This window comes from Butyrivibrio sp. FC2001 (assembly GCF_000424125.1).
Taxonomy (GTDB): Bacteria; Bacillota; Clostridia; order Lachnospirales; family Lachnospiraceae; genus Butyrivibrio.
Window position 1 is genome coordinate 51,166 of sequence record NZ_AUJH01000004.1, and the last position, 22,172, is coordinate 73,337.

Sequence of the window (22,172 nt, forward strand, 5' to 3'; positions counted from 1 at the left end):
AATTGGAGCCTCGCCCAGATTCATTCTTGTGTTCTGGAAGTCCCCTGTTCCACACTTTTTATCTCATCCTTTGATACGCCCTTAAGTGCATAGGTATCAAATGCAGGTGTGTCCGGTATTCGAACCTCTACGCTTGTAATCCTGCATATAGACGCATTTCCTTGTTTTAGGGCGATATCAAATACATGTCCGCCATGTTTTTTATCGTCTGAAAGGAAATGCAAATGCCATCCTGCAGCATTTATTCCATCCATATAGTCAGGATAGTACACGCACACAAGCGAACCCTTGATATTCTCAAACCTAAAAGCTTTCTGCGTAACGCTCAGAGCATCCTTAAGTGTCACATGATGTGCCTTTGTCCCTGATTCCGACCTTGCGTCCACCATGGAAAACTCACCATCAATCCGAACGGCATACATGGAATTAAGCCCAAAATCTTCTTCTATCTTAAGGGTCAACCATGATTTGAGCTGTTCTATTGAGCTCATTTCCCCAAGAGTCTCAATTCTCTGCGCATGAAAACAACATACAGAAGCAAATGGAACACCCCGATCATCCTCTGCAAAAACCACATCTCCATTATTCTTAGCCCGGTAACACCTTCCGTCCAAGACAATCATTTCGCCATCCACATCTTCAAATGTTCCAAGCCCCATATCTCCATGCTGTAGTAGTTCTTCTACTGTAATAACAGACTTCGAAAATCCTAATGCCAGAGCCTGTAAAGTAGATACCTGGTAATACTTCCCATTATCTTGTCCCTTCATATCGCTCCTCATTTTCAATCGTGTATTAAACACCAACTATATTTTACATCTCCTATTTTCAAGAAGATGAACCAATGCTCATATTTAATAGACTTTTTAGATATTCAGATAATCGCTGTCATCAAAATGATTCACAGATTTTACACAGACCAGTCACTTTCTTTTACGATTTTGCCTGTATCCTTAAATCATTAAGAGAGAAACAGCTCTCTTGACTCCCTCATAAGAATAAAATCTTTTCTTCAAACACAAAAAATCCGGGTTCTACGTGACAAGAATCCGGATTCCCTCATTAATCTTTATATTATTCCATTTTTGTCTTTTTTATGTGGTAATAATACGGACCTTCAACAACAATGTACCTAATATCCCTATATTCGCAAAAAAAGCCCTGGATTCATTGTAAGAATCCAGAGCTTATAGTTTTAGTTTGAAATTACATATCAACTGTAATCAAATTTTCCGTCATTCTTTTCTTCTAAAGCCTTTATCATATGAAATGTGAATTCATTATACGGTGTAGAGATGCCATATTGCTTGCCCATTCGAATTAACGCACCGGAAAACATATCAATCTCTGTATGCCTTTTCGCATCAAGATCCTGAAGAGTTGAGTATCTTGCACGCTTAAAGACTTTGCTTCCTCTGGTCGATGATGGATCTGCCAGAGATATGTCTATCCCCTTTGCTTTTGCAATCTCATCAAGCTCTTTTACAAGGCCTTCTCTGATCGCAGCGATGTGTTCACTATCGCCATACGCACCTACGCCCACACTCAGCATTGCCTGCGGGAGGTTATTCCCCACATTTAATCTGAACTTGCTCCATATTTCCGATAATATAACATCTGTCTCTCTGTAATGGAGCCCGGTTCCTTCAAAAAGCTGCTCTAGCGCTAGTGTTCTTTCCGAGCTCTTTCCATCTTTTTCTCCATAGACCACTCCAATCGTGGATTCCGGATCAAAATATATCCTGTTCTGCTTTCTTTCTGAAGCAACTTTTATAAGTGCCGGAACTATATGTTCCTCACCAATTTCAGAAGCTATCACATCTTCGCTATCAACACCGTTCATAAGACTTATTACTATGGTATGCTCATCTACGATTTCCTTTATATCCAGGACAGCCACTGGCAGGGCATTATATTTTACTGCCACAATAACAAGATCTGCTCCGAAAGCTTCCTGCGGTGTCTTCACCACAGGCTTATAAAGCTTGTCGTTAATACATAAGCCTTCTGTCTCAATTCTTTCTTTTCGCTTTCCCGATGCGACAACAGAAAGATCTAACTCGTCCTTATGTGAAAGTCCCCACAATATATAGCTTCCGACCGCTCCTGCTCCGATTAATGCAATCTTTTTAAATTCCATTTTGACCCTTTCCGTTTAGTTTTTATATTTCCAACCATTTTTATTCAGCCTGCAAACCAGCCAGAGGATTGACGCTGTCGCCATTATCGTTGCAGTGATCGAGCCTTCATACCCGTAACTCTCATGGAAAAAGCCATTAGCGCGATTCAATGTACCATGATAAGCTCCTATCGTTGCAGGATTCCCGCTGGCTTCTATGCTGAATATGTACGACTGCAGATAATTCCAGCCTGTATGGATACCATTTGTGGTAATCTCCTGCCATATTATATCTATCCGGAATAGCAAAGGTTCCGGTAACAGAATCATAGTTCACATCGGCATTTGTCGTATAGATATCCATCATGTCCGGCTCAATATCAATACCCATTTCGAAAGTGTCTTTTTCAGCTATCCACTCCTCTGGTGATAACACCGCCACATACTGCTTCTTACCGTTATGACATTCTTCCTTGGAGCATTTTCTCAAAATGCTATCTATTATATAGTACATCTCTCTTAATCCTCATTGTTATTTAATCTCATTTTCTAATTATACAGAAAAAGGGCTCTGATTGCCTAGATTACAAAATAGACTTCTGCAAAAGCTGTAAGAAGCTTATATTAGTCCCTCAGATTCATTAAAGGATATGGTAAGATAAAAGTGTATAAAAAGGGGCTGTCACTAAGCGACAACCCCCACTAACTATTACAATTTACAATTCGTCTGCACTATGAACGAGCTTTGCATCCAAAGAAGCAACTCCTGCTAATGAAGGCTTAAGCTTCTCAGCAGTTTTTCCTATACCACTTCCTCCTGATGTAGCAAAAGCATGTACTGCCTTGCCAGACCAGTCATAGCCTTTACCAAATGTATGAATGACTCTTGGAGCCTGACCATACCATATAGGGAATCCGATATATACGGTGTCATATTTATCGAAATCCTCTATTTTCCCGTTTACCGGTACTTCTTTCCCTGCTATCTGCTCCCTGTTGCATCTTGCAACCGGATTTGTCCACTTAATGTCAGCTGATGTGTATGGTTCCTGAGGAACAATTTCAAAAACATCAGCACCTATTCTACTTGCAAACTCCTTTGCAACATTGGCAGTTTTGCCTCCTGCACTAAAAAATGTTACGAGTGTAGCCATTGTATTCCTCCATTCTCTGCATCAATTAAAGCAATGCCTTGATGCAAGCCTCAACGTCAGCCACATCAGCTGTAGGCTCGAATCTTGCAACAATATTTCCTTCTCTGTCGATCACAAACTTTGTAAAGTTCCACTTGATGTCAGGCTTTTTATCCCATTCAGGATCTGCTTCTGCAAACATCTTTTCAAGAACCTCTCTGTACTGATGATCCTGGAAGCCTTCAAATCCCTTCTGAGACTTAAGATATGTATAAAGCGGAAGCTCATTCTCTCCGTTAACGTCAGCCTTCTTCATCTGAGGGAATGTAGTATTGTAGTGCAAAGTGCAGAACTCATGGATCTCTTCATCTGTTCCGGGTGCCTGTCCGCCAAACTGGTTGCAGGGAATATCAAGTATCTCCAATCCCTTGTCATGATAGCTCTGATATAAATCTTCGATGGGCTTGTACTGAGGTGTGAAACCACATCCAGTAGCAGTATTAACAACAAGAATCACTTTTCCCTTGTAATCTGAAAGGCTAAGCTCTTCTCCGGTTCCGGTAGTTACCTTGTAATCATAGATCATTGGTGATTCCTCCTTGGTTATATATTTATCTCTATTTGATTGTGCGCAATTCATAATTGTATATTACACCTTTTCAGATTAAAAATCAATACTCCTCATATATGCTCTCACAAAAATTTAATAATATGTTCTATTGAAACATATGTTCTCCTGGTGTATTATAATCTCTACCCAAATGTATGTTCGGAACGTCAGTTCTAATCATTACTCTAGGAGCTGCCTTATGATTAACCAGTTTATGATAATCGATCTAAAGAGCTTCTATGCCAGTGTGGAATGCGTGGACAGAGGACTAGACCCCATGACAGCCCTTCTCGCTGTTGCTGACAAGGAACGCAGCAAAGGCACTATATGCCTTGCAATAACACCCGCTATGAAAGCCCTTGGAATCAAGAACCGCTGCAGAATATATGAGATACCCAAGCACCTTGATTACATAGTCGCTCCGCCCAGAATGAAGCGCTATGTAGACATATCTGCCGATATTTACGGTATATACCTAAGCTACGTCGCTAAGGAAGATATTCATGTTTATTCAATTGATGAGTCTTTTCTCGATGTAACGAACTATCTTGGTATGTACTCCTTATCAGCCCACGACCTTGCACTTAGGATCATGGGCGACATAAGAGATAAACTGGGACTGCGGGCTACCTGCGGCATTGGCACTAACCTTTATCTGGCGAAGGTAGCCCTTGATATCCTGGCTAAACACTCTCCCGACTTTATAGCTGAGCTTGATGAGGAATCTTTTAAGCAAAAACTGTGGACACACAAACCCCTGACAGATTTTTGGCGAATTGGTCCCGGCACCCAGAGAAGGCTCAACTCCCTTGGCATGTATACCCAGGGAGATATTGCGATTTTTCCTGAAAAACTGCTATATAAAAATTTCGGCGTCCTTGCCGAATACCTGATTGACCACGCCTGGGGACGGGAGCCCTGCACCATGCAGGAAATCAAGAACTACCGCTCACGCTCAAAATCCCTCTCCTGCGGACAGGTACTGATGCGTGATTACAATTTTGATGAAGCACTTATCATCGTGAAGGAAATGGCAGATGAGTTGTCCCTTGATATGGTCGCAGCCCATGTTGTTAGCAGCAATCTCTCACTTTATGTGGGTTACAGTGCAGAAACCTTCCCATCCACGGGCGCAAGTACGAATCTCCAGGTCACGACCAACTCCTACAGGATTCTTATGGATGCCTATACGAAGCTTTATTTAAGGAGCACCTTGCGAAATGTCCCTATCCGCAGGGTCGGTATTAGCGCCAATTCTGTTCTTGATGAATGTTTTGAGCAGTACAGCTTTTTTGTTGACCCGGAGATAATGGAAAAAGACCGCAAGATCACACAGTCAGTAAATGAGATTAAAGCCCGCTATGGTAAAAACGCCATTCTTAAGGGCATGGATCTTCTTGATGCAGGAAATGCAATAGAACGAAACGCACAAATCGGCGGCCATAAAGCAGGTTCAATAATATAGGAGGAATATATGCCAAGAGCAGACAGAGCAAGCCAGTTCATGCCCTTTGCAGCACTTAAGGGCTTTGAGTCCGCATTAAGGGAAAAGGAACGTATAGAAGTAGAAAAGATCATTTTGTCTGAAGAAGCCTTGGACTTCCTCGACTATCAGCTATCTCTTCTAAAGGTTGGTGACATGGTCACCATAACCTATTACGATTATGATGCTTACATAAAGAAGACCGGGCTGATCTCCAATATAAAGAAAGACGCCCGGTATCTTACTGTTGTCACAACAGACATTAGTTTTGATAATATACGAGAAATACAGGTGTAATTCTGTGATAACTTACAGTGCTTTTTTTCGTGCCAGAAGAATTCTTTCTGCAATGTCTCCTGCATTGACAAAGCCCATCTCCTTCAATTCTTCAGCGGATTCCTTCACCGCATTTTCAAATCGGTCGAGAACCTTATGATAATTACTCATAGCGATTTTCTCACCAATTCCAACTTTTGCAGCAAGTGACTTAAAGCTATCTTCATCAACGCTATCTAGATTTCTTATTCCACCGATGTTAAAAGACATATTTTTCGTCGCACTCTCATAAATCACCGTGCTTATCATATCGTACGCCGGAGCAAGTGATATTCCTTCCATATGTGGGTCATACAGAAGCGAATAGTTTTTAATATGTGCATCCGTATTGCCAAGCACAAAGTTAAACACTATTCTATCCCAAAGACGCAATTGATCTTCCAATGGCCTTCTTGCATAATTTCTGATTATTTCAAACATTTTCTCAGCGTAGTTCTGACCGTCTGTTTCATATTTTTCAAAGGCTGCCACTCCCATGGCCTGAGCAAAATCTTCCTGATGCCCCCTGAAAGGACGCTTCAAATTTCCAATCAACTGTGATGTTTCATCAATAATCCTGTCATATCTTTTTGTAGCAAAAAGAACCTGTGAATCAGTACCCTGGCCGACATTAATAATAAAGCTCTCCGGAATATCTATTCCGCATTTATGAGCTGTTAACATAGACAATTGCTCGTTTGTAACTATCCCATCAAGCCTAATATGACTTTGCTTAACTATATGTGTACTTGGTGCAAGTCCGCAGGGCAGATACCATCTTCCCTCTTTTTCATCATAATATAGTCCAACTTTTCCTGAAGCCCCTGTCAGCGATAAGTGAGTTTTTATTACTATCTCCGTGGATTTGGTTGTTCCTTCAGCTGCCAGCTCCTCTACTTGCATAGAAGTTATAGCTTCATACCCGGATTCCTGCTCCTCATCAGACTCATCTATTCTTATTGCGCCAAGGCATTCCTTCCCAAGGTTATAAAGAATCGACAGATAATCATTCTCATCAAAGTGCATATTAGTAGCTATGCTCTTTCTCATAAATCCTTCCGGCAGAAGTCCGTCAAAAAAGATTTTGGTACGTTCAGGAGAAAAAGGTTCCTCCTGTATTGGTAATGATACAGAAATAGCCCTTGAATCTGTCCTCGCTACATATTCTTTTGAATATGAAAAGCTGGCATCTTCAGAAGAATTACCTTCTATTACTCCTACTTTTACCTGACTCCCGTCTATTTCAAGATATACATTATAATGTCTCATTTATTTCCCCTCGCATTAGCAGCAATATCAAGTCCCAGCATATTGGCAAGATAGATAGCTTTTCCCAGTTCAGCCGTGCTCTTGCCATTTTCCAAATCCGAAATAAAACTGATACTGAATCCGGTAAATTCAGAAATATATCGCTGGGTATAGCCAAGTTCTTTTCTACGATTTTTCAATGCTTTACCAAAATCAGCCGCATTGTTTATTATCATATACGCCTCCGCCCAAAATAAGCCGTACGAACAAATATAAACATTCAAATACAAAAATACGCCGTTCGGCTCTATTTTTCTCATTTCATTCTATAATAAGCCGTACGGCGTAGTCAAGTTCTCCCTTCCTATAGGGTCTTTACCAACATTTTCGTATATATGCCGAAACGAGCTGGTCACCATGACCAGCTCGCTACACATTATTCATGTTATTATATTTTTCCTCTAATACTGTCTATAGCTTTATGCAAGTGCCATTCCCAGTGATCTGCATTCCTCAAGAGCTGAATCATCCGGAGCATTATTGGCCATTACACTGTCTGTGGCAAGAACTGCTCCGTCACCCTTACAGCGATCCTCCCAGTCTCTCATCCACTGGCCATCTCCCCATCCGAATGAACCAAACAATCCAATCTTCTTTCCTGCAAGTGAGCCCTCTACTGCTGAAAACATGGGATCAAACTCTGTTTCCTCCAAAACCTCAGCTCCCATTGCAGGACATCCAAAGGCAATGCTGTCAAAGCCTGAAACCTTGTCTGCACTGAACTCTGACGGGTTAAGAACTGTAACCTCAGCACCTGCTCCCTTTGCTCCATCAGCAACTGCGTTTGCCATGGTTGCTGTATTTCCTGTACCGCTCCAATATACAACTGCTACTTTACTCATACTGATTTTTCCTCCTTTGTTGTTGCAACTATGTTAGCTATTGCTAACTGTCCAAAGGTTATCATATCAGTATTTTCTTTTCAACAGGTTCTGACAAACTCTGGTGATAAGTTTTTTCAACTTAGACATTTGTGTAATAAAAAAAGCGTAGCAGCACCATCAAACTGCTACGCTTATCTTTATTTATGACATCTTGGATACATGTTCGAATTCATCAACAATTTCCTGTTCAGGTTCCTTTGTAAGAAGGCTTACAATAACGATCATTATTATTGCAACCAGGAACGCAGGCGCAAGTTCGTACAGATCCCAGACACCGCCCATAGGTCTTACAGTATATTTCCATAAGAATACCATAAGGCCGCCGGATATCATTCCTGCGATGGCTCCGAACTTATTAGTACGCTTCCAATACAGTGACATTATCATTGCAGGTCCGAAAACCGCACCAAATCCGGCCCAGGCAAAGGATACAATGCCGAATACCGAACTGTTGGGATTCCATGCGATAATGATACCAAATACGGCAACAATGATAAGTGTAAGTCTTGCTGTAAACATCGCATATCTCTCTGTCAGCTTGATCTTGAAGGTTTCCTGAATGATATTCTCAGAAACTGCAGAGGAAGCTGCGATAAGCTGTGAATCCGCTGTGGACATTGTTGATGCCAGAATTCCTGCAATAACAAGTCCTGCAATAAGTGCAAATACAAAATTATGCCTGCTTATCTGCTCAGCAATTACTACTATCAATGTCTCTGCCATAGATGAGCTTGTGAGGTCTGCAGGATCAATCAGTGAAGCAAGCGCATCTGCCTCTGTCATAGCTCTACCTACAACACCAAGGAAAACTGCAATAGCAAGTGAGAATACAACCCATACAGATGCTATTCTTCTTGAAAGCTTAATCTCAGACGCTTTTCTTGCTGCCATAAATCTAAGAAGAATATGGGGCATTCCGAAGTAGCCAAGTCCCCAGCAGAACATCGTCACCTTATTGAAAATGCCATAAGGAAGTCCCTCTCCTGTCACGTTACTGTGAGTAGCGTTGAAATCAAGGAATCCAGGCAAATTCCTGGTGTTTTCAATTACAGCTGACATTCCGCCTGCAGATACGATTCCATATCCCACAACGAAAAACAGTGCCATTGTCATTACGATTGACTGGATAAAGTCAGTTTTGGAAGCAGCAAGGAAACCACCTGTTGTTGTATAACCGATGATTATTACTGCAGAAGCGATCATTGCCAACTGATACTTAACTCCGAAAAGCGATGAAAACAGCTTGCCGCATGCTGAGAATCCTGAAGCTGTATAGGGCACAAAGAATATCAGAATGAATAATGCTCCAATACAAAGAATTACATTACTGTTATCACGGAATCTCTTTTTGAAATAATCCGGAATAGTGATGGCATCGAGCCTCTCCGTATAATTACGAAGTCTTCTGGCTGTGAAGAGCCAGTTAAGATAGGTTCCTACAATAAGACCTATTGCAGTCCATCCGGCATCTGCAACACCTGAAAAATATGCAAGTCCCGGAAGTCCCATCAGAAGATATGAACTCATATCCGATGCCTCTGCACTCATGGCAGTAACAAACGGACCAAGTTTTCTTCCCCCAAGATAAAAATCGCTTACATCGTTGGTATCCTTAGAGCTTACAAAGCCTACAAGAAGCATCATAGCCAGATATACCAGAATTGAAATGATTATACCGATATGCGCTGTACTCATTTTTCCTCCCTTTAAAAATATAAAATGAATAGACTTTATCATTTTACCACATTAAAGGGATAAAGAAACTACTTTTTTATCGTATATTAATATATGAAAAAACCGCCCTACTGATTTCTCAATAGGGCGGCCCTTGTACTACTTATTTACTGATTATTTCTCAGATTTATCAACTGTGACATTTACATTGTCACCGCTAAGGTTAATGTTCTTATTAACCTTGGCATCATATGTACCGGCTCTCATGATCTCTGTGAAATCAACGCCTGTAGCCTCTGACATGGTATCAAATACCTGTTTCATAACGATAGGCATGTTTCCTGAAATCTGGCTTGCACCATTTGATCCATCGCCTGTTCCATAAATGTTGATCTTGTCGATCTGTGAAAGAGGCTTAGCGATCTCAGCAGCCATCTGAGGCATGATCTTGATCATCATCTCAGCCATAGCAGCGCCGTTGTACTTCTTGTAGGCTTCTGCCTTCTTCTCCATTGCTTCAGCTTCCGCAATACCCTTTGCCTTGATAGCCTCAGCTTCTGCCTTACCTTTTGCAGCGATACCGGCAGCCTCAGCATCATATTTAGCCTTGATACCTGCAGCTTCCTGCTCTGCTGCGAACTTCTGAGCCTCAGCCTTTGCCTTCTGAGCATCAGCCTCACGCTCCTGCTCGAACTGTGCAGCCTCAGCCTTTTTCTGTCTCTGAAGGAGCTCAGCCTCAGCCTTCTTCTCAGCCTGATACTTCTCAGCATCTGCTCTCTTCTCAATCTCAGCAGCAAGTTCCTGCTGTTTTACGAGAACTTCCTTCTGCTTCAGTTCTGCTTCACGCTCAGCCTTAGCGATCTGAGCATTAACGGTTGCTGTCTGGATTGATTTCTGCTGTTCCTGTGTCTGAATCTCATAAGCTGCGTCTGCTACAGCGCTTGCAGTATCAGCTTCTCTCTTGAGTTCTGCCTGCTTGATTGCAAGAGCGTTGTTCTTCTCAGCAATCTCTGTCTGTGCAAGTACTCTTGCATCGTTAGCTGCCTTGTCAGCCTCAGCCTTAGCAATTGCCACGTCTCTGTCAGCCTGAGCCTTTGCGATAGCGGCATCCTTCTTGATCTTAGCGGTATTATCCATACCAAGGTCACTAATAAGGCCATTTTCATCAGTTACGTTTTGGATGTTACAGGACAGGATCTCGATACCGAGCTTGTTCATGTCCTTAGATGCCTTCTCCATAACCTGATCTGAGAAGCTGTCTCTGTCAGTGTTGATGGTCTTAAGAGCAAGTGTACCGATGATCTCACGCATGTTACCCTGTAAAGAATCCTGAAGATCAAGTGTGATCTGCTCGGGAGACTTGTTAAGGAAGTTCTTGGCAGCAAGCTGAATAGCTTCAGGTGTTGTGCCGATTCTTACCTTAGCAACAGCGTCAACATTTACGTTGATGAAGTCATTGGTAGGAACTGACTGCTCTGTTTTAATATCAACTGTCATCTGTCCAAGATAAAGTCTGTCGACTCTCTCAAGGAACGGGATCTTAACTCCTGCTCTACCAATGAGGATACGTGGAACTTTTCTCATACCGGATATAATATAAGCCTTATCCGGCGGAGCCTTCACATAGCCAGCGGCCATGATGATGATTGCCAGAATAATAATGGCTGCGATAAGAATTGCGAGTGTTGTGTTTGTCAACATGGTTTTCACCTTCCCTCTTTAATAATAATGTTGTTTGTTTACGGTTTAATATTATCAATCCGCACTGAATAAATATATCACTTTTTTGGCTATTTTTTGTACTTTATTTTCACATTTTGGAAAAAAGCTTGCTGTACGTAATCATACGTACAGCAAGCTTTTGTTGTTACTGTTCTTCATTACCTATTTTCTTAACAATCATCTTAAGAAGCTTTACATAATTCTCACTTGTTTTCTACCAACATAACATTCATGCTTCCTTTTGCGGATAAATCGGGAACTGTCCCAGTAGCTGTGGCACAAACTTTTCTATGATTGCGCAAAGAAGCAGGGCAGCTGCGAAGGAAATGCACGTTGCGATACAAGCCACCAGCAGCTGCGGTCCTTCCAGCCAGGTTCGAATCCATGGAATAATCAGATCAAGCTGTATGTTTTTATGAAGAAGGAATATGCCCAGCGTATGCTGTCCGACATATGTAATGGCTGCTGTGCTGAACGGTCTGGCACCTTCACGCGAAACGCGGAAGATCAGCATGGATATGCCCAATATCAGAACTGTACCTGAAATAGAATTATACATAAACCAAAAGACATTGCCGTAATCGCCGCCACACATAAGGCTCAGCTCCAGGGCATCACCTCGTAAGATGGTTCCGAACGCAAGCATTACTCCTGAAACCACGGTGATAATAAACAGTATCCATCCTGTTGACTGTGCCAGAATAAGTATCTGCTGACGGAGTGCAATGCCCAGCAGGATAAAGCCTGTTGCTACAAAGCTGACATTCAAACACCACGGATACCCAATCTCGATCTTCGGGAGCATAAAACCAATGGCAAACATCGGAATTGCTAGAATCCCAAGCCATAAATTCATGTTCTTACACTTTGCAATACTAAGAAGATTCATAAGTGCCTGACAGTAGATTCTGGCCACAAAGAAGCATGTCAGATACCACAATGATGTCAGGGTGCCGGTCTTGCCCAGCATCTGCCAGGAGCCGTACAGGAACTTTGGTACGTTTTCGAAACTGAAGGGTGCATAGATAAACGCAAAAATCAGGTAGGGAACAATGAGAGCAAGAAGATTCTTCTCAATAAAACTCATCCATTCCCTGAATGACTTAAGTTCTTTCGCTTTAATGGACATACCGGCAAGAAAGAAGAATAGCGGCATATGAAAAGCGTACAACAGGCGCCTATACATTGGCGTTTCCAGATTGCCCGTAGTATGCCCGAGTATTACCAGTATGATGGTAATAGCCTTTGCTATATCGATTAATTCTATTCTTACCTTCTTTTTATCACTCATAATGTTTACCCCCGGTTCTCTTATTAATTAACGATATACCATATAAATGTACTATTCCATTAAATAACTATTAAAAATCGTTCATACCTTCATACTCCAGATCGAGTAGGCTGACTCCTACTCGATTTCGCACACGAACATTCCGCACTTCGTGCTCCATGTTCTTACAACCGGCAAATGAATTTGTATGCAAGCATCCATTCGCTTGCCGGTCTTGTGCAACAAAAAAGCCTGCTGCACGACATCATTAGTGCAGCAGGCCTTTTACTATTATTCAGTTTCGTCGTTCTCTCCGTCCGGATCGTATTTTAAGATGTCTCCCGGATCGCACTCAAGGGCTTCACATATTCCTGCCAGGGTTGAGAATCTAATGGCATTTACCTTATTATTTTTTATCTTCGACATATTTACGTTGGCGATGCCTACCTTATCTGAAAGATCATTAAGAGACATGTGTCTTCTCGCCATCATTACATCCAGTTCAAGCATGATTTTTCCCATAGGGCACCTCCTTACAGCAATCCATCAACATCGCTCTGAAGCTCAGCACCGTAAGCAAAGTACTGTGACAGGCAAAGTGCTACAAGGCCAAATACCACTTCTGAAAGCTCAACTGAGAGCGCATAATCGCCGTTTTTCATCGCTATGAAGGAGATCAGTCCTGCTACAACCTTTACTATAGGTAATGCAATTGCGTAGATACCGATATTTCTGATTCTCTTAACATTCTCCATTGAGAAAGGTGATGCCACATTTGATGCCTTAAAAATCATGTACACATTTCTGAAAATAAGTGCAGTCAGCACACATAAAATAGCAAGCGGAATGAATATAAACGCAGCACCACCGCGGCCTACGACATCCATCGCCCACTCAGGTGAATTATTCATTGTTCCGATTAATGTTATGCTACCTGCTTTTAAAGTGCCACTCTGATAAGCTTCCATTATCTGTTTCTTGCCTACCATCAGAATTACTGTGGTAATGATCATAAGTGCAGCGCCAAACCACCCAACTACTTCAATAACCTTTGCTAAAAATGCTGTTACTTTTCTAAGCTTTGAATCTTTCATTTTCCCTTACCTCTCTTTTCATATGATCTATACGTTGTTACTGAATCTATTGTTATAACTGTGAAGCATGTACAATAATGTTCAATGTTCCATGGATCAACCATCCAGGAAGGATGGAACCATTTGCCTTCTTCTCATCAACAAAAGCAATTGAAACTGCGGGTATCATAGGATAAAACATAAGTACCATTCCCTGCGCGAAATTTATCTGCCCAAGAGCAGGTAATAAGTGAGCCAATCCAAAGATTATAGCCTGGATAACAACTGCTATCCTAAAACCGAATTTACTCTGCAGTCTCTTCTGGATAAATCCTCTGAATAAAATCTCCTCAGAAAAAGCTGTATGTACATATGAGAATAATATTATGCACGGGATTCCCTCAGCGCCCATTCCTGCATACTGTGATATATTCCACTCTTTCATGAACATATTATTTACAATGAATCCTGCAACCTCACAGATTGCAAAAGCTATTAAAGTATATTTAAGGCACTGCTTTTTATCTTCGCCAACTCCCTTAAGGCCTATCCAGCTGAAAAATGACTCCTTCTTCCTGGCTGTTATCAGCCATACGATGAAAGGAATAAGTGTGAATAATAATGTTTGCATTACAGAACTGATCGCTTCGTTTACTAATACCATACTCATAAGTCTTTTCCCTCGCTTGTAATTTGTTTTATATTTCTTGTAAAAGTGTTAACGTTTGTCGTTAAATATTATATATCACACGTAGTTAATGTGTGTCAACTATTTTTTAACGTTTTTCGTTAATTTTTTTATATTGTGCATGAAAATTGGGTCTTGAGGAGTATCCATAAGGAAACAAAAAAATAATTCGATATCAATAGGCGCCAGAATACAGGCTTTGATAATAGTCTATATTGAGCTACAATCAGTATATACTACGACAGCGATTTATCCTGTCTATCACAAAGGAGCGCCATGAATATTACAGATTATAATCTTGCAAAAGATTTTCCCAATGAAATTCCCAATTATGATCCTGATCCATCGAACAGGGCCATGTATTACATCCTTGATAATAGCGAAAATGTCATTATCATGGCAGAGCATGACAACAATTATCATTACTGGGTTTCACGGACATCGGTTTTTTATTTGGATACCAATGATGCGATACTTCGCCATATAACTGAATGTACAGATGGTAAAATGCTTGGTAAATGGGATGATTTTGGAAGACCGGAATTATCCTGGGGAGTTTTATACAGGAAATATAAGAGATTTTTCCGCTTAAACAATGAATTTAATCTTACTGCAGCAGATATAAAAGCTGATTATTGTGCCGTAAAGGATAAGTGCAGAGCATTAGAAGCAGACAGAGATTATTATGATTTATTGAAGGATTCGCTAAAAACCTTATCCTTAAGGACGAAAGATCCTGTTAACGATTATTACAATGCCAAAAAGCTTATTAAGGAAATGGAATCCTACGACTATCTTATCTGCGCTGACAATGATGAGTACAGAAATCTGTACTCCCAAATTCAGGAACAATGCGGTGATTTATATGGCAGCGCCATGAGCATTATGAGATAACAGATGTTTTTAAACAAGGCAGTAGACCAACCGATCTACTGCCTTTTCATTAGCTCTCGTATGTCAGAATTGCTTCACACGTTCCGCAAATCTCATAATTTCCGCTACCTGCGGGAAGGAAGAAGCTGTCGCCCTTCTTGAAGTGCATTCCACCGCAGCCGTTCTTGAGCTCTCCTACTCCATCGAGAATAAGTACGTGGAGGAAAGATGTCTGATCAACACTTCCGGTGAGCTTGTTTGTAATATGTCCTGAAAGGCTGATCTTATCAACTGTGAAGTACTTGCTCACTCCAATGTGAGGAGTAGGACTTGCAGGTCTCTTAACCGGTGCCAGAGTTGTAACATCAAGCGCCTTCTCAACATGAAGCTCTCTGAGATTGCCGTCCTTATCACGTCTTCCGTAGTCATATACTCTGTAGGTGACGTTGGAATTCTGCTGTATCTCAGCAAGGAGAATACCTGCACCTATAGCGTGAAGAGTGCCGGATTCAATGAAAATCACATCGCCCTTCTGTACAGGACAAGCATTAAGCACCTCTGTGAGGGTCTGATCCTCTATGCGCTTCTCGAACTCTTCCTTGGAAACCTCTCTGTTAAAGCCGTAGTACAAAAATGCATCCTTTTCAGCATCGATGATGTACCACATCTCGGTTTTACCAAACTGGTTCTCGTGCTCTCTCGCATATTCATCGGAAGGATGTACCTGAAGAGATAAGTCCTTTCTCGCATCAATAAACTTGATAAGCACCGGAAAATCCTGGAACTTTTCGCAGTTTGTGCCAAGTACGGACTTTCCCTTTGCCTCTATATATTCTGTAAGAGTTTTTCCTACAAATTCACCACTTTCAATGATTGATTCACTGCCGGGAAAGCAAGATAATTCCCAGCTTTCGGCAGTTACCTCGCCGGCAGATTTTTTACCATATTCCTCTACCAGACGGGTTCCGCCCCAAAGATAATCCTTAGTAGGGGCCTGTAACTTAAGTATTGCCATGTATTGTAATAATCCTTTCTATTGCTTTCCCAATTCCCCTCATCCGTCAGCTTCGCTGACACCTGTCTCCGTTCCACTTCGGTCCGGGATCCATGAATTGGTAGTGCTTGGGTGCGCAGAACAGCGTAGAACCTGAGGATACTACCTCTCCGCCTATCACAAGCTCATAGTACAGATGAACCTTAAGTCTGTCCTGATCGTTGAAATCAAGGTGAGGAAGCCATGTGCCACCAAAGGCAGGTGCAGTAAAGTCGAAGCTGCCTTCCTTCACAATGGAAGAATCAGGATTTCTAAGGGACCATCTTACAACTCCGCTTACAGGCTCTGCTGTCTCATTCGCTACGTGAAGATTAGCGCTGACATCTACGGGCTGAGGAAGCGTATTAACATAGGGCTTCTGGTCTATTTCGCCATGCTCCTCGCAGGACAACAGGACAGGTGCAAACATCTTCTTTTCAGCATAATGAAGCGCCTTCCAGTTGCCGTAGTAATCAAGGCTTGCCCAGGATGCAACAGGCCAGATGTCATTAAGCTGCCAAACCACAGTACCCATGCAGGTTCCGCGGAATCTTCTGAAGTGCTCAACTCCGTAGCGGATAGCATCTGCCTGAAGAAGCTGTGAGCAGTATAAAAGCTCATCAAAGCTCTTCGGATAGAGGTATGTCTGTGACATGTAGTTCATTATCTTACCGTTTGCAGCTGTATTCCTCTGGTGCATCTCCATGACGCGGGAATATACGTTGAAGTCACCCTCCTCTGCGAATCTCTTAACTGTCTGAAGTGCAGGGAATGACTGGAATCCGAACTCTGACAGGAAGCGATAATGGTGCTTTCTGTATGCTGTAAAAGGTTCATTGCCGTGCCAAACTCCCCAGTAGTGAACATCTCCCACGTTTTCAGCGTTACTGTTCTCATAATTACCGCCTGATGAAGGTGATGAAGGCCAGTAAAATGCCTTGGGATCCTCTTCCTTCACAAGCTTGGGAATAATGTATTCATAGAGATGGATATAGTCGTAGGTCTGCTTTTTGCTCTTCTGCCAAACAAGCGCCTCATACTGAGTCTCCAGCTCATTATTACCGCACCAGAGTCCGATTGACGGATGTGAGCGCAGTCTTCTGATATTCTGTCTTATCTCGACAGAAATATTCTCCTCAAAGGCATCTGAAAGCTCGTATGATGCACATGAGAACATAAGGTCATGCCAGATAAGAAGTCCCTTCTCATCACAAACATCATAGAAGAAATCGTCCAGATAGTAGCCACCGCCCCAGATACGGATGCAGTTGTGGTTAGCTTCCTTAGCGGATGAAAGAAGCATATCCGTACGCTCTCTGTTCTGTCTTGTGATAAGGTTATCCTCAGGGATGTAATCAGCACCCATTGCGAAGAACTGAAGTCCGTTAACTTCGAAGGCAAAATTTCTGCCCTCAACCCTTTTAGCCTCTTTATCAGTTACGAAAACCTTGCGGCCGCCGTCTGAAATAACCATATTGTTGCCATCATCAAGGTCAGGAACCTGATCCTTCATGTGCTCATCAAACTCTTCTCCCGGCATGGGATCTGTGTTGACGGTTGCTGTGCGAAGACCGATCTTCTTCTCCCAAACATCGAGAACAGACTCATCCTCCTTGGAGATAAGCTCAACCTTTACCTTGTAAAGAGGCTGATCGCCATAGCCGTTAGGCCACCACAGCTGCGGGTTTCCAATGGTAACATGTGTTTTTAAATGATTGGATCTCACAAGGCATTTAAGTCCTGTTAGATTGGATGAAGGCGCAGAGCCTGTAACCGGATCGATGCAGATACTCTCGCTTGTAACCTCTGTCTGGCCGTCAGGAGATACCACGCTAAGTCTGATATTTACGTTGCCTTCAGTAATTCCGGGCATCCACTCTATCTCTGCATCTGCAGAAACCTCTACGGATTCAACCACGTTGCCGCGAATGGTCTTTTCCTTAACCTTATGCTCCTGCTCGAGATATACATCTGTAAGTCTTGCACTGTTTACACTTATCAGCTTAACCTCGCGAAAAATTCCGGCATCAGGGAGTCTCGGGCCCCAATCCCATCCGAACATGCAGGCTGCCTTACGAATGTGAGGGAATCCCGGCATAGCGTCACTTGATGCTCCTACGGGGCATTTCTCATCCTCTTCTGCGATGAACTTTGTAGGAGAATGTAAAACCACCTTTAGTGTATATTCAGTATTTTCGGCATCTCCATCGATAACATGTGTAATGTCAAATTCCCATACACGGTTCATATTATCTGTAGAGCCAAGCTTCTGATCGTTAATATATACATCTGCCAAAGTATCGATTCCTTCAAATCTGACGATGACTCTGTCAGCATCTCTCTGCTCTTTATCTACAGTAAATGTAGTCTCATACTTAAAATCATTTTCCATGAGCTTAAGCGCATCTAGCTCATTATCTCTATAGAAAGGGTCAGGCATAAGGCCCTTCTCTAAAAGTGTCGAATAAACTGTGGAAGGAACAACAGTATCTATAGCCTCTTCGGGTATGTCATACACGTTTTTTCCAAGAACAGTAAGTTTCCAGTTGTCATTTAATAAAACTGTCTTCATTTATTTCTTCCTCCTCAGGAAAAGTACTAATGGACGTGGCCACGTATTTTATTATAAGGACTCCCTGTTCAAATAATATAAATAAGCTCTATAAAAATAGGACAAATCTCTCATATTGCAAAATTATCTCTATTTTCCTATACTTTATAGGCAGATATTTATATTAAAAACGGAGCATTTATGAATAATAGCTTATACGAATATATAGATCCGATCACATCTCCCTACGAAGCATTTGTAGTGGATACAAAGTTCGCTGAACTCCCTGTTCCCACCCACTGGCACTACTATGTGGAGCTCCTCTACATCCTTGAAGGAGAAGTTGATGTGGCCATTAATGGCAGGGTTCTCACCGCTGAAACCGGTTCTGTGGTGCTTTTCCCGCCAAAGAGCGTGCATGGCATAGATTTTGCCAACGGTTGCACTAAAACTAAATACGACGTCATAAAATTCGATCCTGCCAACCTTCCCACCAGCAAGCTGGATGAGACCGACATCAGGACTATTCTTCACGGCCTCGATAATACCGGAGCAAGCCTCCTTATTTCGCCCAAGGACCTGTCGCAGTGGAAGATGCGCTCCTTGTTTGAGAGTATCATTAAGGAAAATCAGTCCAGGGATTATGCCTACTCCCTGATGATCTCCTCAGACCTTCTGAAAATACTGGGATATTTTGTCCGAATATGGAAAAAAGAAGGGCTGACACCTTCCGGAAAAGGCGTCCACCCTTCTTATGAGCTTCATTTTGATATGATCTCCGAATATATTGATTCTCACTACTTCGAGCCTCTTACCGTGGAAAAGCTGGCAGCTATGTGCAATGTCTCACATGCTACTTTTTCCAGAAATTTCCAGAAGAGATTCGGCATGTCCTGCAAGGAGTATATTACCTCCACCAGGATCAACATCGCCGAGAATATGCTACACTTCTCCAACTACGATATAGCCTTCATCGCGCAGGAAGTAGGATTTACTGACAGTAGTTATTTTATAAGGTGTTATAAAAAGCTAAAAGGTATAACACCCAAGCAGGTTAGAAAGCTTTCCGAAGACAGAAAACAAATAGTGAGCTAGAATAACATTCCATATAAAAAGCATGGCAGTTATCATACCGCCATGCTTTTTCTTTTTTCATCATTCTGCAGTAATATCAGCACCGAAATACTTGTTAGATATCTCTGTGAGCTTACCCTCTTCTCTGAGCTCCTTGATAGCCTTATTTATAGCCTCTCTGAGGGAGTCGTTGTCCTCGCCCTTCTTAAGAGGAATAGCGTACTTTGTTACCTCTGCGTCAACTGCAGCAACCTTAAGGTCTGTTGCTCCTGTTGTCTTGAAGTAATCCTGAGCTGATGTGTTAGCATTGATAGTTGCATCAACTGTGCCATTCTGCACAAGGGTCATTGTCTCACCGATAGTGTCTACGTTTGATACTGTAGCACCATACTGAACTCCCATAGCCTCATAGGTTGAACCTGCTGAATTAGCTGTTGTAAGGCCCTTTAAGTCCTCAAATGAGCTGATGGTATCGTTAGAAGCAAGTGTAACAACTACTGCGTGATCGTAAGCGTAAGGATCTGTGAAATCATAGGTGTTTCCACGCTCCTCAGTAACATCTACGCCGTTAGCCATCATATCGAAAGCGCCGGTTGTAACTCCGGTAAGTCCGCCATCAAAGGCAACCTCCTGGAAATCAGCCTCAACTCCAAGCTTTTCAGCGATTGCAGCAGCAACCTCTACATCGAAGCCCACAAGCTCATCTGTAGTCTCGTCGTGATAGGTAAAGGGCGCCCATACGCCTTCTGTAGCAATTGTTATCTTTCCTGCACTCTTTATTCTTGCAAGGTGGTCATTGGAGCTACTCTTAGCGCCACAGCCAGCTATGGCCATTGCTGTTGTTGCGACAAGCATCATAGTTGCAATAAGTCTTCTTTTCATCAAATATCATCCTCCTGTAAAACATCTATAGTTACATTTATCAGAAATCGGTGAGTCGCAAAAACTCCCGGGTTCTTGCCTGCTTAGGATTTACGAAGATCTCCTGGGGAGTTCCCTCCTCCACGATAACTCCGTCTGCCATGAAAACAACCTTTGAAGATACTTCTTTGGCAAAGCCTATCTCATGGGTGACAACTATCATTGTCATTCCCTCGGATGCCAGCTCTCTCATTACGTCCAGAACCTCCGCAGTAAGCTGGGGATCCAACGCTGAAGTGGGTTCGTCAAAATATATGATGTCAGGATCTGTCGCGAGAGCCCTTGCTATAGCTACTCTCTGCTGCTGTCCGCCTGAAAGCTGACTGGGATATGAAGATGCCTTGTCCTTCATTCCAACCTTCTCAAGAACGCTCATAGCCTTCTTTTCAGCGTCATGCTTAGGGATGTGTCTTGCTGAAGTAAGTCCCAGTGTCACGTTCTGAAGAACTGTCTTATTTGCAAACAGATTATAATTCTGGAAAACAAAGCCTGTTCTTTTTCTTATGGCAGATATCTCTGCGCCGTTTATCCCTGTAAGGTTGTGGCTTTTTCCCTTAAAAAACATCTCTCCGTCATCGGGCTTTTCAAGGAAATTGATGCATCTAAGAAGCGTCGTCTTACCTGATCCCGAAGGACCAAGAATTGACACCACATCGCCTCTGTCCACCTGCAGATTTATCCCCTTAAGCACCATATTGCCGGAAAAAGCTTTATGTATATTCTTTATCTCAAGTAATGCCATAATAAACCTCTGTTACTTTCTCACGCCGTAGCTTCCGAGCACCAGCTCGCCCTTTTTCTGCATATAGGTCAAAACCGTACAGAAAAGCAGGTAAACTACTGCAACCTCAAGGTACAGCGGGAGGTAATTATATGATTGTCCGGCAATCTGTTTGGTTCTGGTAAACATCTCAACCACCGTGATGCTGGATGCAAGAGATGTATCCTTAACCATGCTTATAAGTGCGTTAAACAGCGACGGGAACGCGGTTCTGAAGGCCTGGGGCAATATGATATGCCACATGATCTGCATGTAGTTCATTCCCACGCAGTAACCGGCCTCAAGCTGTCCTGCAGGAACAGCCTCCATAGCTGCTCTCATGGTCTCAGCGCTGTATGCGCCCTCATTTATGGTAAATACGATTATTGCCATCAGGAAGGGATTGGAATGTATCCCTAAAAGCGGAAGCCCGTAAAATGCCACCATAAGCTGTACCAAAAGCGGCGTACCGCGGATTATCCATATATAAAATCTGCAAATCTGCCTTAAAACAGGGAGATTCGCGTACTGCACCATCGCTACAAACACTGACAAAACAGTGGATAAAACAAATGCAATGGCTGCGAGTGGCAGGGTAACTCTTATTCCATACTCCAGTATCTTGGGAAAAGAGCTTAATAATAGTTCTATTGTATTCTGATCAAACATATTTCTTCCATG

At 42.4% G+C, this 22,172-nt stretch carries 23 protein-coding genes; 4 read left to right on the forward strand and 19 right to left on the reverse strand.

Annotated elements, in window-relative coordinates; all coding sequences use genetic code 11:
* Positions 1 to 20: 20 nt before the first annotated feature.
* From budA to G601_RS0102170, 5 genes are all read right to left on the reverse strand, one after another.
* Positions 21 to 770: an acetolactate decarboxylase gene (budA, locus tag G601_RS0102150; RefSeq protein ID WP_026492721.1), complete on the reverse strand. Its 750-nt coding sequence runs from the start codon at positions 768 to 770 to the stop codon at positions 21 to 23.
* 443 nt (positions 771 to 1,213) lie between these two features.
* Positions 1,214 to 2,140, reverse strand: a complete 927-nt coding sequence (locus G601_RS0102155) for a ketopantoate reductase family protein (RefSeq protein WP_026664343.1) — start codon at positions 2,138 to 2,140, stop codon at positions 1,214 to 1,216.
* Between the two features lie 136 nt (positions 2,141 to 2,276).
* Positions 2,277 to 2,633 (reverse strand): hypothetical protein, encoded by a 357-nt coding sequence (locus tag G601_RS21540; protein ID WP_051205490.1) that lies wholly within the window; start codon positions 2,631 to 2,633, stop codon positions 2,277 to 2,279.
* A 202-nt stretch (positions 2,634 to 2,835) separates the two neighbouring features.
* Complete coding sequence (locus G601_RS0102165) at positions 2,836 to 3,273, reverse strand: flavodoxin (protein ID WP_026492718.1); 438 nt, start codon at positions 3,271 to 3,273, stop codon at positions 2,836 to 2,838.
* Between the two features lie 25 nt (positions 3,274 to 3,298).
* Positions 3,299 to 3,838: a glutathione peroxidase gene (locus G601_RS0102170; protein ID WP_026664344.1), complete on the reverse strand. Its 540-nt coding sequence runs from the start codon at positions 3,836 to 3,838 to the stop codon at positions 3,299 to 3,301.
* Between the two features lie 223 nt (positions 3,839 to 4,061).
* Between G601_RS0102170 and G601_RS0102175 the strand changes: the two genes are divergently transcribed.
* Both G601_RS0102175 and G601_RS0102180 read left to right on the forward strand, forming a co-directional pair.
* Entirely contained in the window at positions 4,062 to 5,327 is a 1,266-nt protein-coding gene (locus G601_RS0102175; protein WP_026664345.1) for a Y-family DNA polymerase, read from the forward strand.
* Between the two features lie 9 nt (positions 5,328 to 5,336).
* Positions 5,337 to 5,642 (forward strand): YolD-like family protein, encoded by a 306-nt coding sequence (locus tag G601_RS0102180; protein ID WP_026664346.1) that lies wholly within the window; start codon positions 5,337 to 5,339, stop codon positions 5,640 to 5,642.
* Positions 5,643 to 5,654: 12 nt separating this feature from the next.
* Here the strand turns inward: G601_RS0102180 and G601_RS0102185 are convergent, their stop codons facing one another.
* From G601_RS0102185 to G601_RS0102225, 9 genes are all read right to left on the reverse strand, one after another.
* Positions 5,655 to 6,929: a HipA domain-containing protein gene (locus tag G601_RS0102185; protein ID WP_026664347.1), complete on the reverse strand. Its 1,275-nt coding sequence runs from the start codon at positions 6,927 to 6,929 to the stop codon at positions 5,655 to 5,657.
* Complete coding sequence (locus tag G601_RS0102190; protein WP_026492713.1) at positions 6,926 to 7,144, reverse strand: helix-turn-helix domain-containing protein; 219 nt, start codon at positions 7,142 to 7,144, stop codon at positions 6,926 to 6,928. Before G601_RS0102190 ends, G601_RS0102185 begins: the two co-directional genes overlap by 4 nt.
* A 243-nt stretch (positions 7,145 to 7,387) precedes the next feature.
* Positions 7,388 to 7,810, reverse strand: coding sequence for a flavodoxin (locus tag G601_RS0102195; protein WP_026664348.1), 423 nt, complete (start codon positions 7,808 to 7,810; stop codon positions 7,388 to 7,390).
* Positions 7,811 to 7,993: 183 nt separating this feature from the next.
* Positions 7,994 to 9,547, reverse strand: a complete 1,554-nt coding sequence (locus tag G601_RS0102200; protein ID WP_026492497.1) for a sodium/proline symporter — start codon at positions 9,545 to 9,547, stop codon at positions 7,994 to 7,996.
* A gap of 153 nt (positions 9,548 to 9,700) precedes the next feature.
* The gene (locus G601_RS21545; RefSeq protein WP_155829529.1) at positions 9,701 to 11,227 is read right to left on the reverse strand and encodes a flotillin family protein; all 1,527 of its coding nucleotides are present in this window, start codon (positions 11,225 to 11,227) and stop codon (positions 9,701 to 9,703) included.
* 250 nt (positions 11,228 to 11,477) lie between these two features.
* Positions 11,478 to 12,539, reverse strand: a complete 1,062-nt coding sequence (locus G601_RS0102210) for an acyltransferase family protein (protein WP_026664349.1) — start codon at positions 12,537 to 12,539, stop codon at positions 11,478 to 11,480.
* A gap of 270 nt (positions 12,540 to 12,809) precedes the next feature.
* Positions 12,810 to 13,040 carry a helix-turn-helix domain-containing protein gene (locus tag G601_RS0102215; RefSeq protein WP_026492499.1) on the reverse strand — a complete coding sequence of 77 codons (231 nt, stop codon included), beginning with the start codon at positions 13,038 to 13,040 and terminating at the stop codon, positions 12,810 to 12,812.
* A gap of 11 nt (positions 13,041 to 13,051) precedes the next feature.
* Entirely contained in the window at positions 13,052 to 13,612 is a 561-nt protein-coding gene (locus tag G601_RS0102220; protein WP_026664350.1) for a DUF2975 domain-containing protein, read from the reverse strand.
* A 52-nt stretch (positions 13,613 to 13,664) separates the two neighbouring features.
* Entirely contained in the window at positions 13,665 to 14,261 is a 597-nt protein-coding gene (locus tag G601_RS0102225; protein ID WP_026492501.1) for a CPBP family intramembrane glutamic endopeptidase, read from the reverse strand.
* 294 nt (positions 14,262 to 14,555) lie between these two features.
* On the opposite strand from G601_RS0102225, the gene G601_RS0102230 reads away from it, so the two are divergent.
* The gene (locus G601_RS0102230) at positions 14,556 to 15,173 is read left to right on the forward strand and encodes a hypothetical protein (protein ID WP_026664351.1); all 618 of its coding nucleotides are present in this window, start codon (positions 14,556 to 14,558) and stop codon (positions 15,171 to 15,173) included.
* 49 nt (positions 15,174 to 15,222) lie between these two features.
* Here the strand turns inward: G601_RS0102230 and G601_RS0102235 are convergent, their stop codons facing one another.
* Positions 15,223 to 16,167 carry a type I phosphomannose isomerase catalytic subunit gene (locus G601_RS0102235; protein ID WP_026492503.1) on the reverse strand — a complete coding sequence of 315 codons (945 nt, stop codon included), beginning with the start codon at positions 16,165 to 16,167 and terminating at the stop codon, positions 15,223 to 15,225.
* A gap of 46 nt (positions 16,168 to 16,213) precedes the next feature.
* Positions 16,214 to 18,757, reverse strand: coding sequence for a beta-mannosidase (locus G601_RS21550; RefSeq protein ID WP_051205492.1), 2,544 nt, complete (start codon positions 18,755 to 18,757; stop codon positions 16,214 to 16,216).
* 180 nt (positions 18,758 to 18,937) lie between these two features.
* On the opposite strand from G601_RS21550, the gene G601_RS0102245 reads away from it, so the two are divergent.
* A complete protein-coding gene (locus G601_RS0102245; protein ID WP_026664352.1) occupies positions 18,938 to 19,831 on the forward strand; it encodes an AraC family transcriptional regulator in 894 nt (297 codons plus the stop codon).
* A 60-nt stretch (positions 19,832 to 19,891) separates the two neighbouring features.
* Here G601_RS0102245 and G601_RS0102250 read toward each other — a convergent pair whose 3' ends face one another.
* The 3 genes from G601_RS0102250 to G601_RS0102260 are packed head-to-tail and all read right to left on the reverse strand — an operon-like array spanning position 19,892 to position 22,160.
* Entirely contained in the window at positions 19,892 to 20,692 is an 801-nt protein-coding gene (locus G601_RS0102250; RefSeq protein ID WP_026492506.1) for a transporter substrate-binding domain-containing protein, read from the reverse strand.
* A 40-nt stretch (positions 20,693 to 20,732) separates the two neighbouring features.
* A complete protein-coding gene (locus G601_RS0102255; RefSeq protein WP_026664353.1) occupies positions 20,733 to 21,473 on the reverse strand; it encodes an amino acid ABC transporter ATP-binding protein in 741 nt (246 codons plus the stop codon).
* Positions 21,474 to 21,485: 12 nt separating this feature from the next.
* Positions 21,486 to 22,160: an amino acid ABC transporter permease gene (locus G601_RS0102260; RefSeq protein WP_026492508.1), complete on the reverse strand. Its 675-nt coding sequence runs from the start codon at positions 22,158 to 22,160 to the stop codon at positions 21,486 to 21,488.
* Positions 22,161 to 22,172: the final 12 nt, after the last annotated feature.

Excerpts from the sequence above, each read along its gene's own strand:
- budA (WP_026492721.1), bottom strand. The coding sequence starts at position 770 with ATGAAGGGACAAGATAATGGGAAGTATTACCAGGTATCTACTTTACAG.
- G601_RS0102155 (WP_026664343.1), bottom strand. The coding sequence starts at position 2,140 with ATGGAATTTAAAAAGATTGCATTAATCGGAGCAGGAGCGGTCGGAAGC.
- G601_RS21540 (WP_051205490.1), bottom strand. The coding sequence starts at position 2,633 with ATGTACTATATAATAGATAGCATTTTGAGAAAATGCTCCAAGGAAGAA.
- G601_RS0102165 (WP_026492718.1), bottom strand. The coding sequence starts at position 3,273 with ATGGCTACACTCGTAACATTTTTTAGTGCAGGAGGCAAAACTGCCAAT.
- G601_RS0102170 (WP_026664344.1), bottom strand. The coding sequence starts at position 3,838 with ATGATCTATGATTACAAGGTAACTACCGGAACCGGAGAAGAGCTTAGC.
- G601_RS0102175 (WP_026664345.1), top strand. The coding sequence starts at position 4,062 with ATGATTAACCAGTTTATGATAATCGATCTAAAGAGCTTCTATGCCAGT.
- G601_RS0102180 (WP_026664346.1), top strand. The coding sequence starts at position 5,337 with ATGCCAAGAGCAGACAGAGCAAGCCAGTTCATGCCCTTTGCAGCACTT.
- G601_RS0102185 (WP_026664347.1), bottom strand. The coding sequence starts at position 6,929 with ATGAGACATTATAATGTATATCTTGAAATAGACGGGAGTCAGGTAAAA.
- G601_RS0102190 (WP_026492713.1), bottom strand. The coding sequence starts at position 7,144 with ATGATAATAAACAATGCGGCTGATTTTGGTAAAGCATTGAAAAATCGT.
- G601_RS0102195 (WP_026664348.1), bottom strand. The coding sequence starts at position 7,810 with ATGAGTAAAGTAGCAGTTGTATATTGGAGCGGTACAGGAAATACAGCA.
- G601_RS0102200 (WP_026492497.1), bottom strand. The coding sequence starts at position 9,547 with ATGAGTACAGCGCATATCGGTATAATCATTTCAATTCTGGTATATCTG.
- G601_RS21545 (WP_155829529.1), bottom strand. The coding sequence starts at position 11,227 with ATGTTGACAAACACAACACTCGCAATTCTTATCGCAGCCATTATTATT.
- G601_RS0102210 (WP_026664349.1), bottom strand. The coding sequence starts at position 12,539 with ATGAGTGATAAAAAGAAGGTAAGAATAGAATTAATCGATATAGCAAAG.
- G601_RS0102215 (WP_026492499.1), bottom strand. The coding sequence starts at position 13,040 with ATGGGAAAAATCATGCTTGAACTGGATGTAATGATGGCGAGAAGACAC.
- G601_RS0102220 (WP_026664350.1), bottom strand. The coding sequence starts at position 13,612 with ATGAAAGATTCAAAGCTTAGAAAAGTAACAGCATTTTTAGCAAAGGTT.
- G601_RS0102225 (WP_026492501.1), bottom strand. The coding sequence starts at position 14,261 with ATGAGTATGGTATTAGTAAACGAAGCGATCAGTTCTGTAATGCAAACA.
- G601_RS0102230 (WP_026664351.1), top strand. The coding sequence starts at position 14,556 with ATGAATATTACAGATTATAATCTTGCAAAAGATTTTCCCAATGAAATT.
- G601_RS0102235 (WP_026492503.1), bottom strand. The coding sequence starts at position 16,167 with ATGGCAATACTTAAGTTACAGGCCCCTACTAAGGATTATCTTTGGGGC.
- G601_RS21550 (WP_051205492.1), bottom strand. The coding sequence starts at position 18,757 with ATGAAGACAGTTTTATTAAATGACAACTGGAAACTTACTGTTCTTGGA.
- G601_RS0102245 (WP_026664352.1), top strand. The coding sequence starts at position 18,938 with ATGAATAATAGCTTATACGAATATATAGATCCGATCACATCTCCCTAC.
- G601_RS0102250 (WP_026492506.1), bottom strand. The coding sequence starts at position 20,692 with ATGAAAAGAAGACTTATTGCAACTATGATGCTTGTCGCAACAACAGCA.
- G601_RS0102255 (WP_026664353.1), bottom strand. The coding sequence starts at position 21,473 with ATGGCATTACTTGAGATAAAGAATATACATAAAGCTTTTTCCGGCAAT.
- G601_RS0102260 (WP_026492508.1), bottom strand. The coding sequence starts at position 22,160 with ATGTTTGATCAGAATACAATAGAACTATTATTAAGCTCTTTTCCCAAG.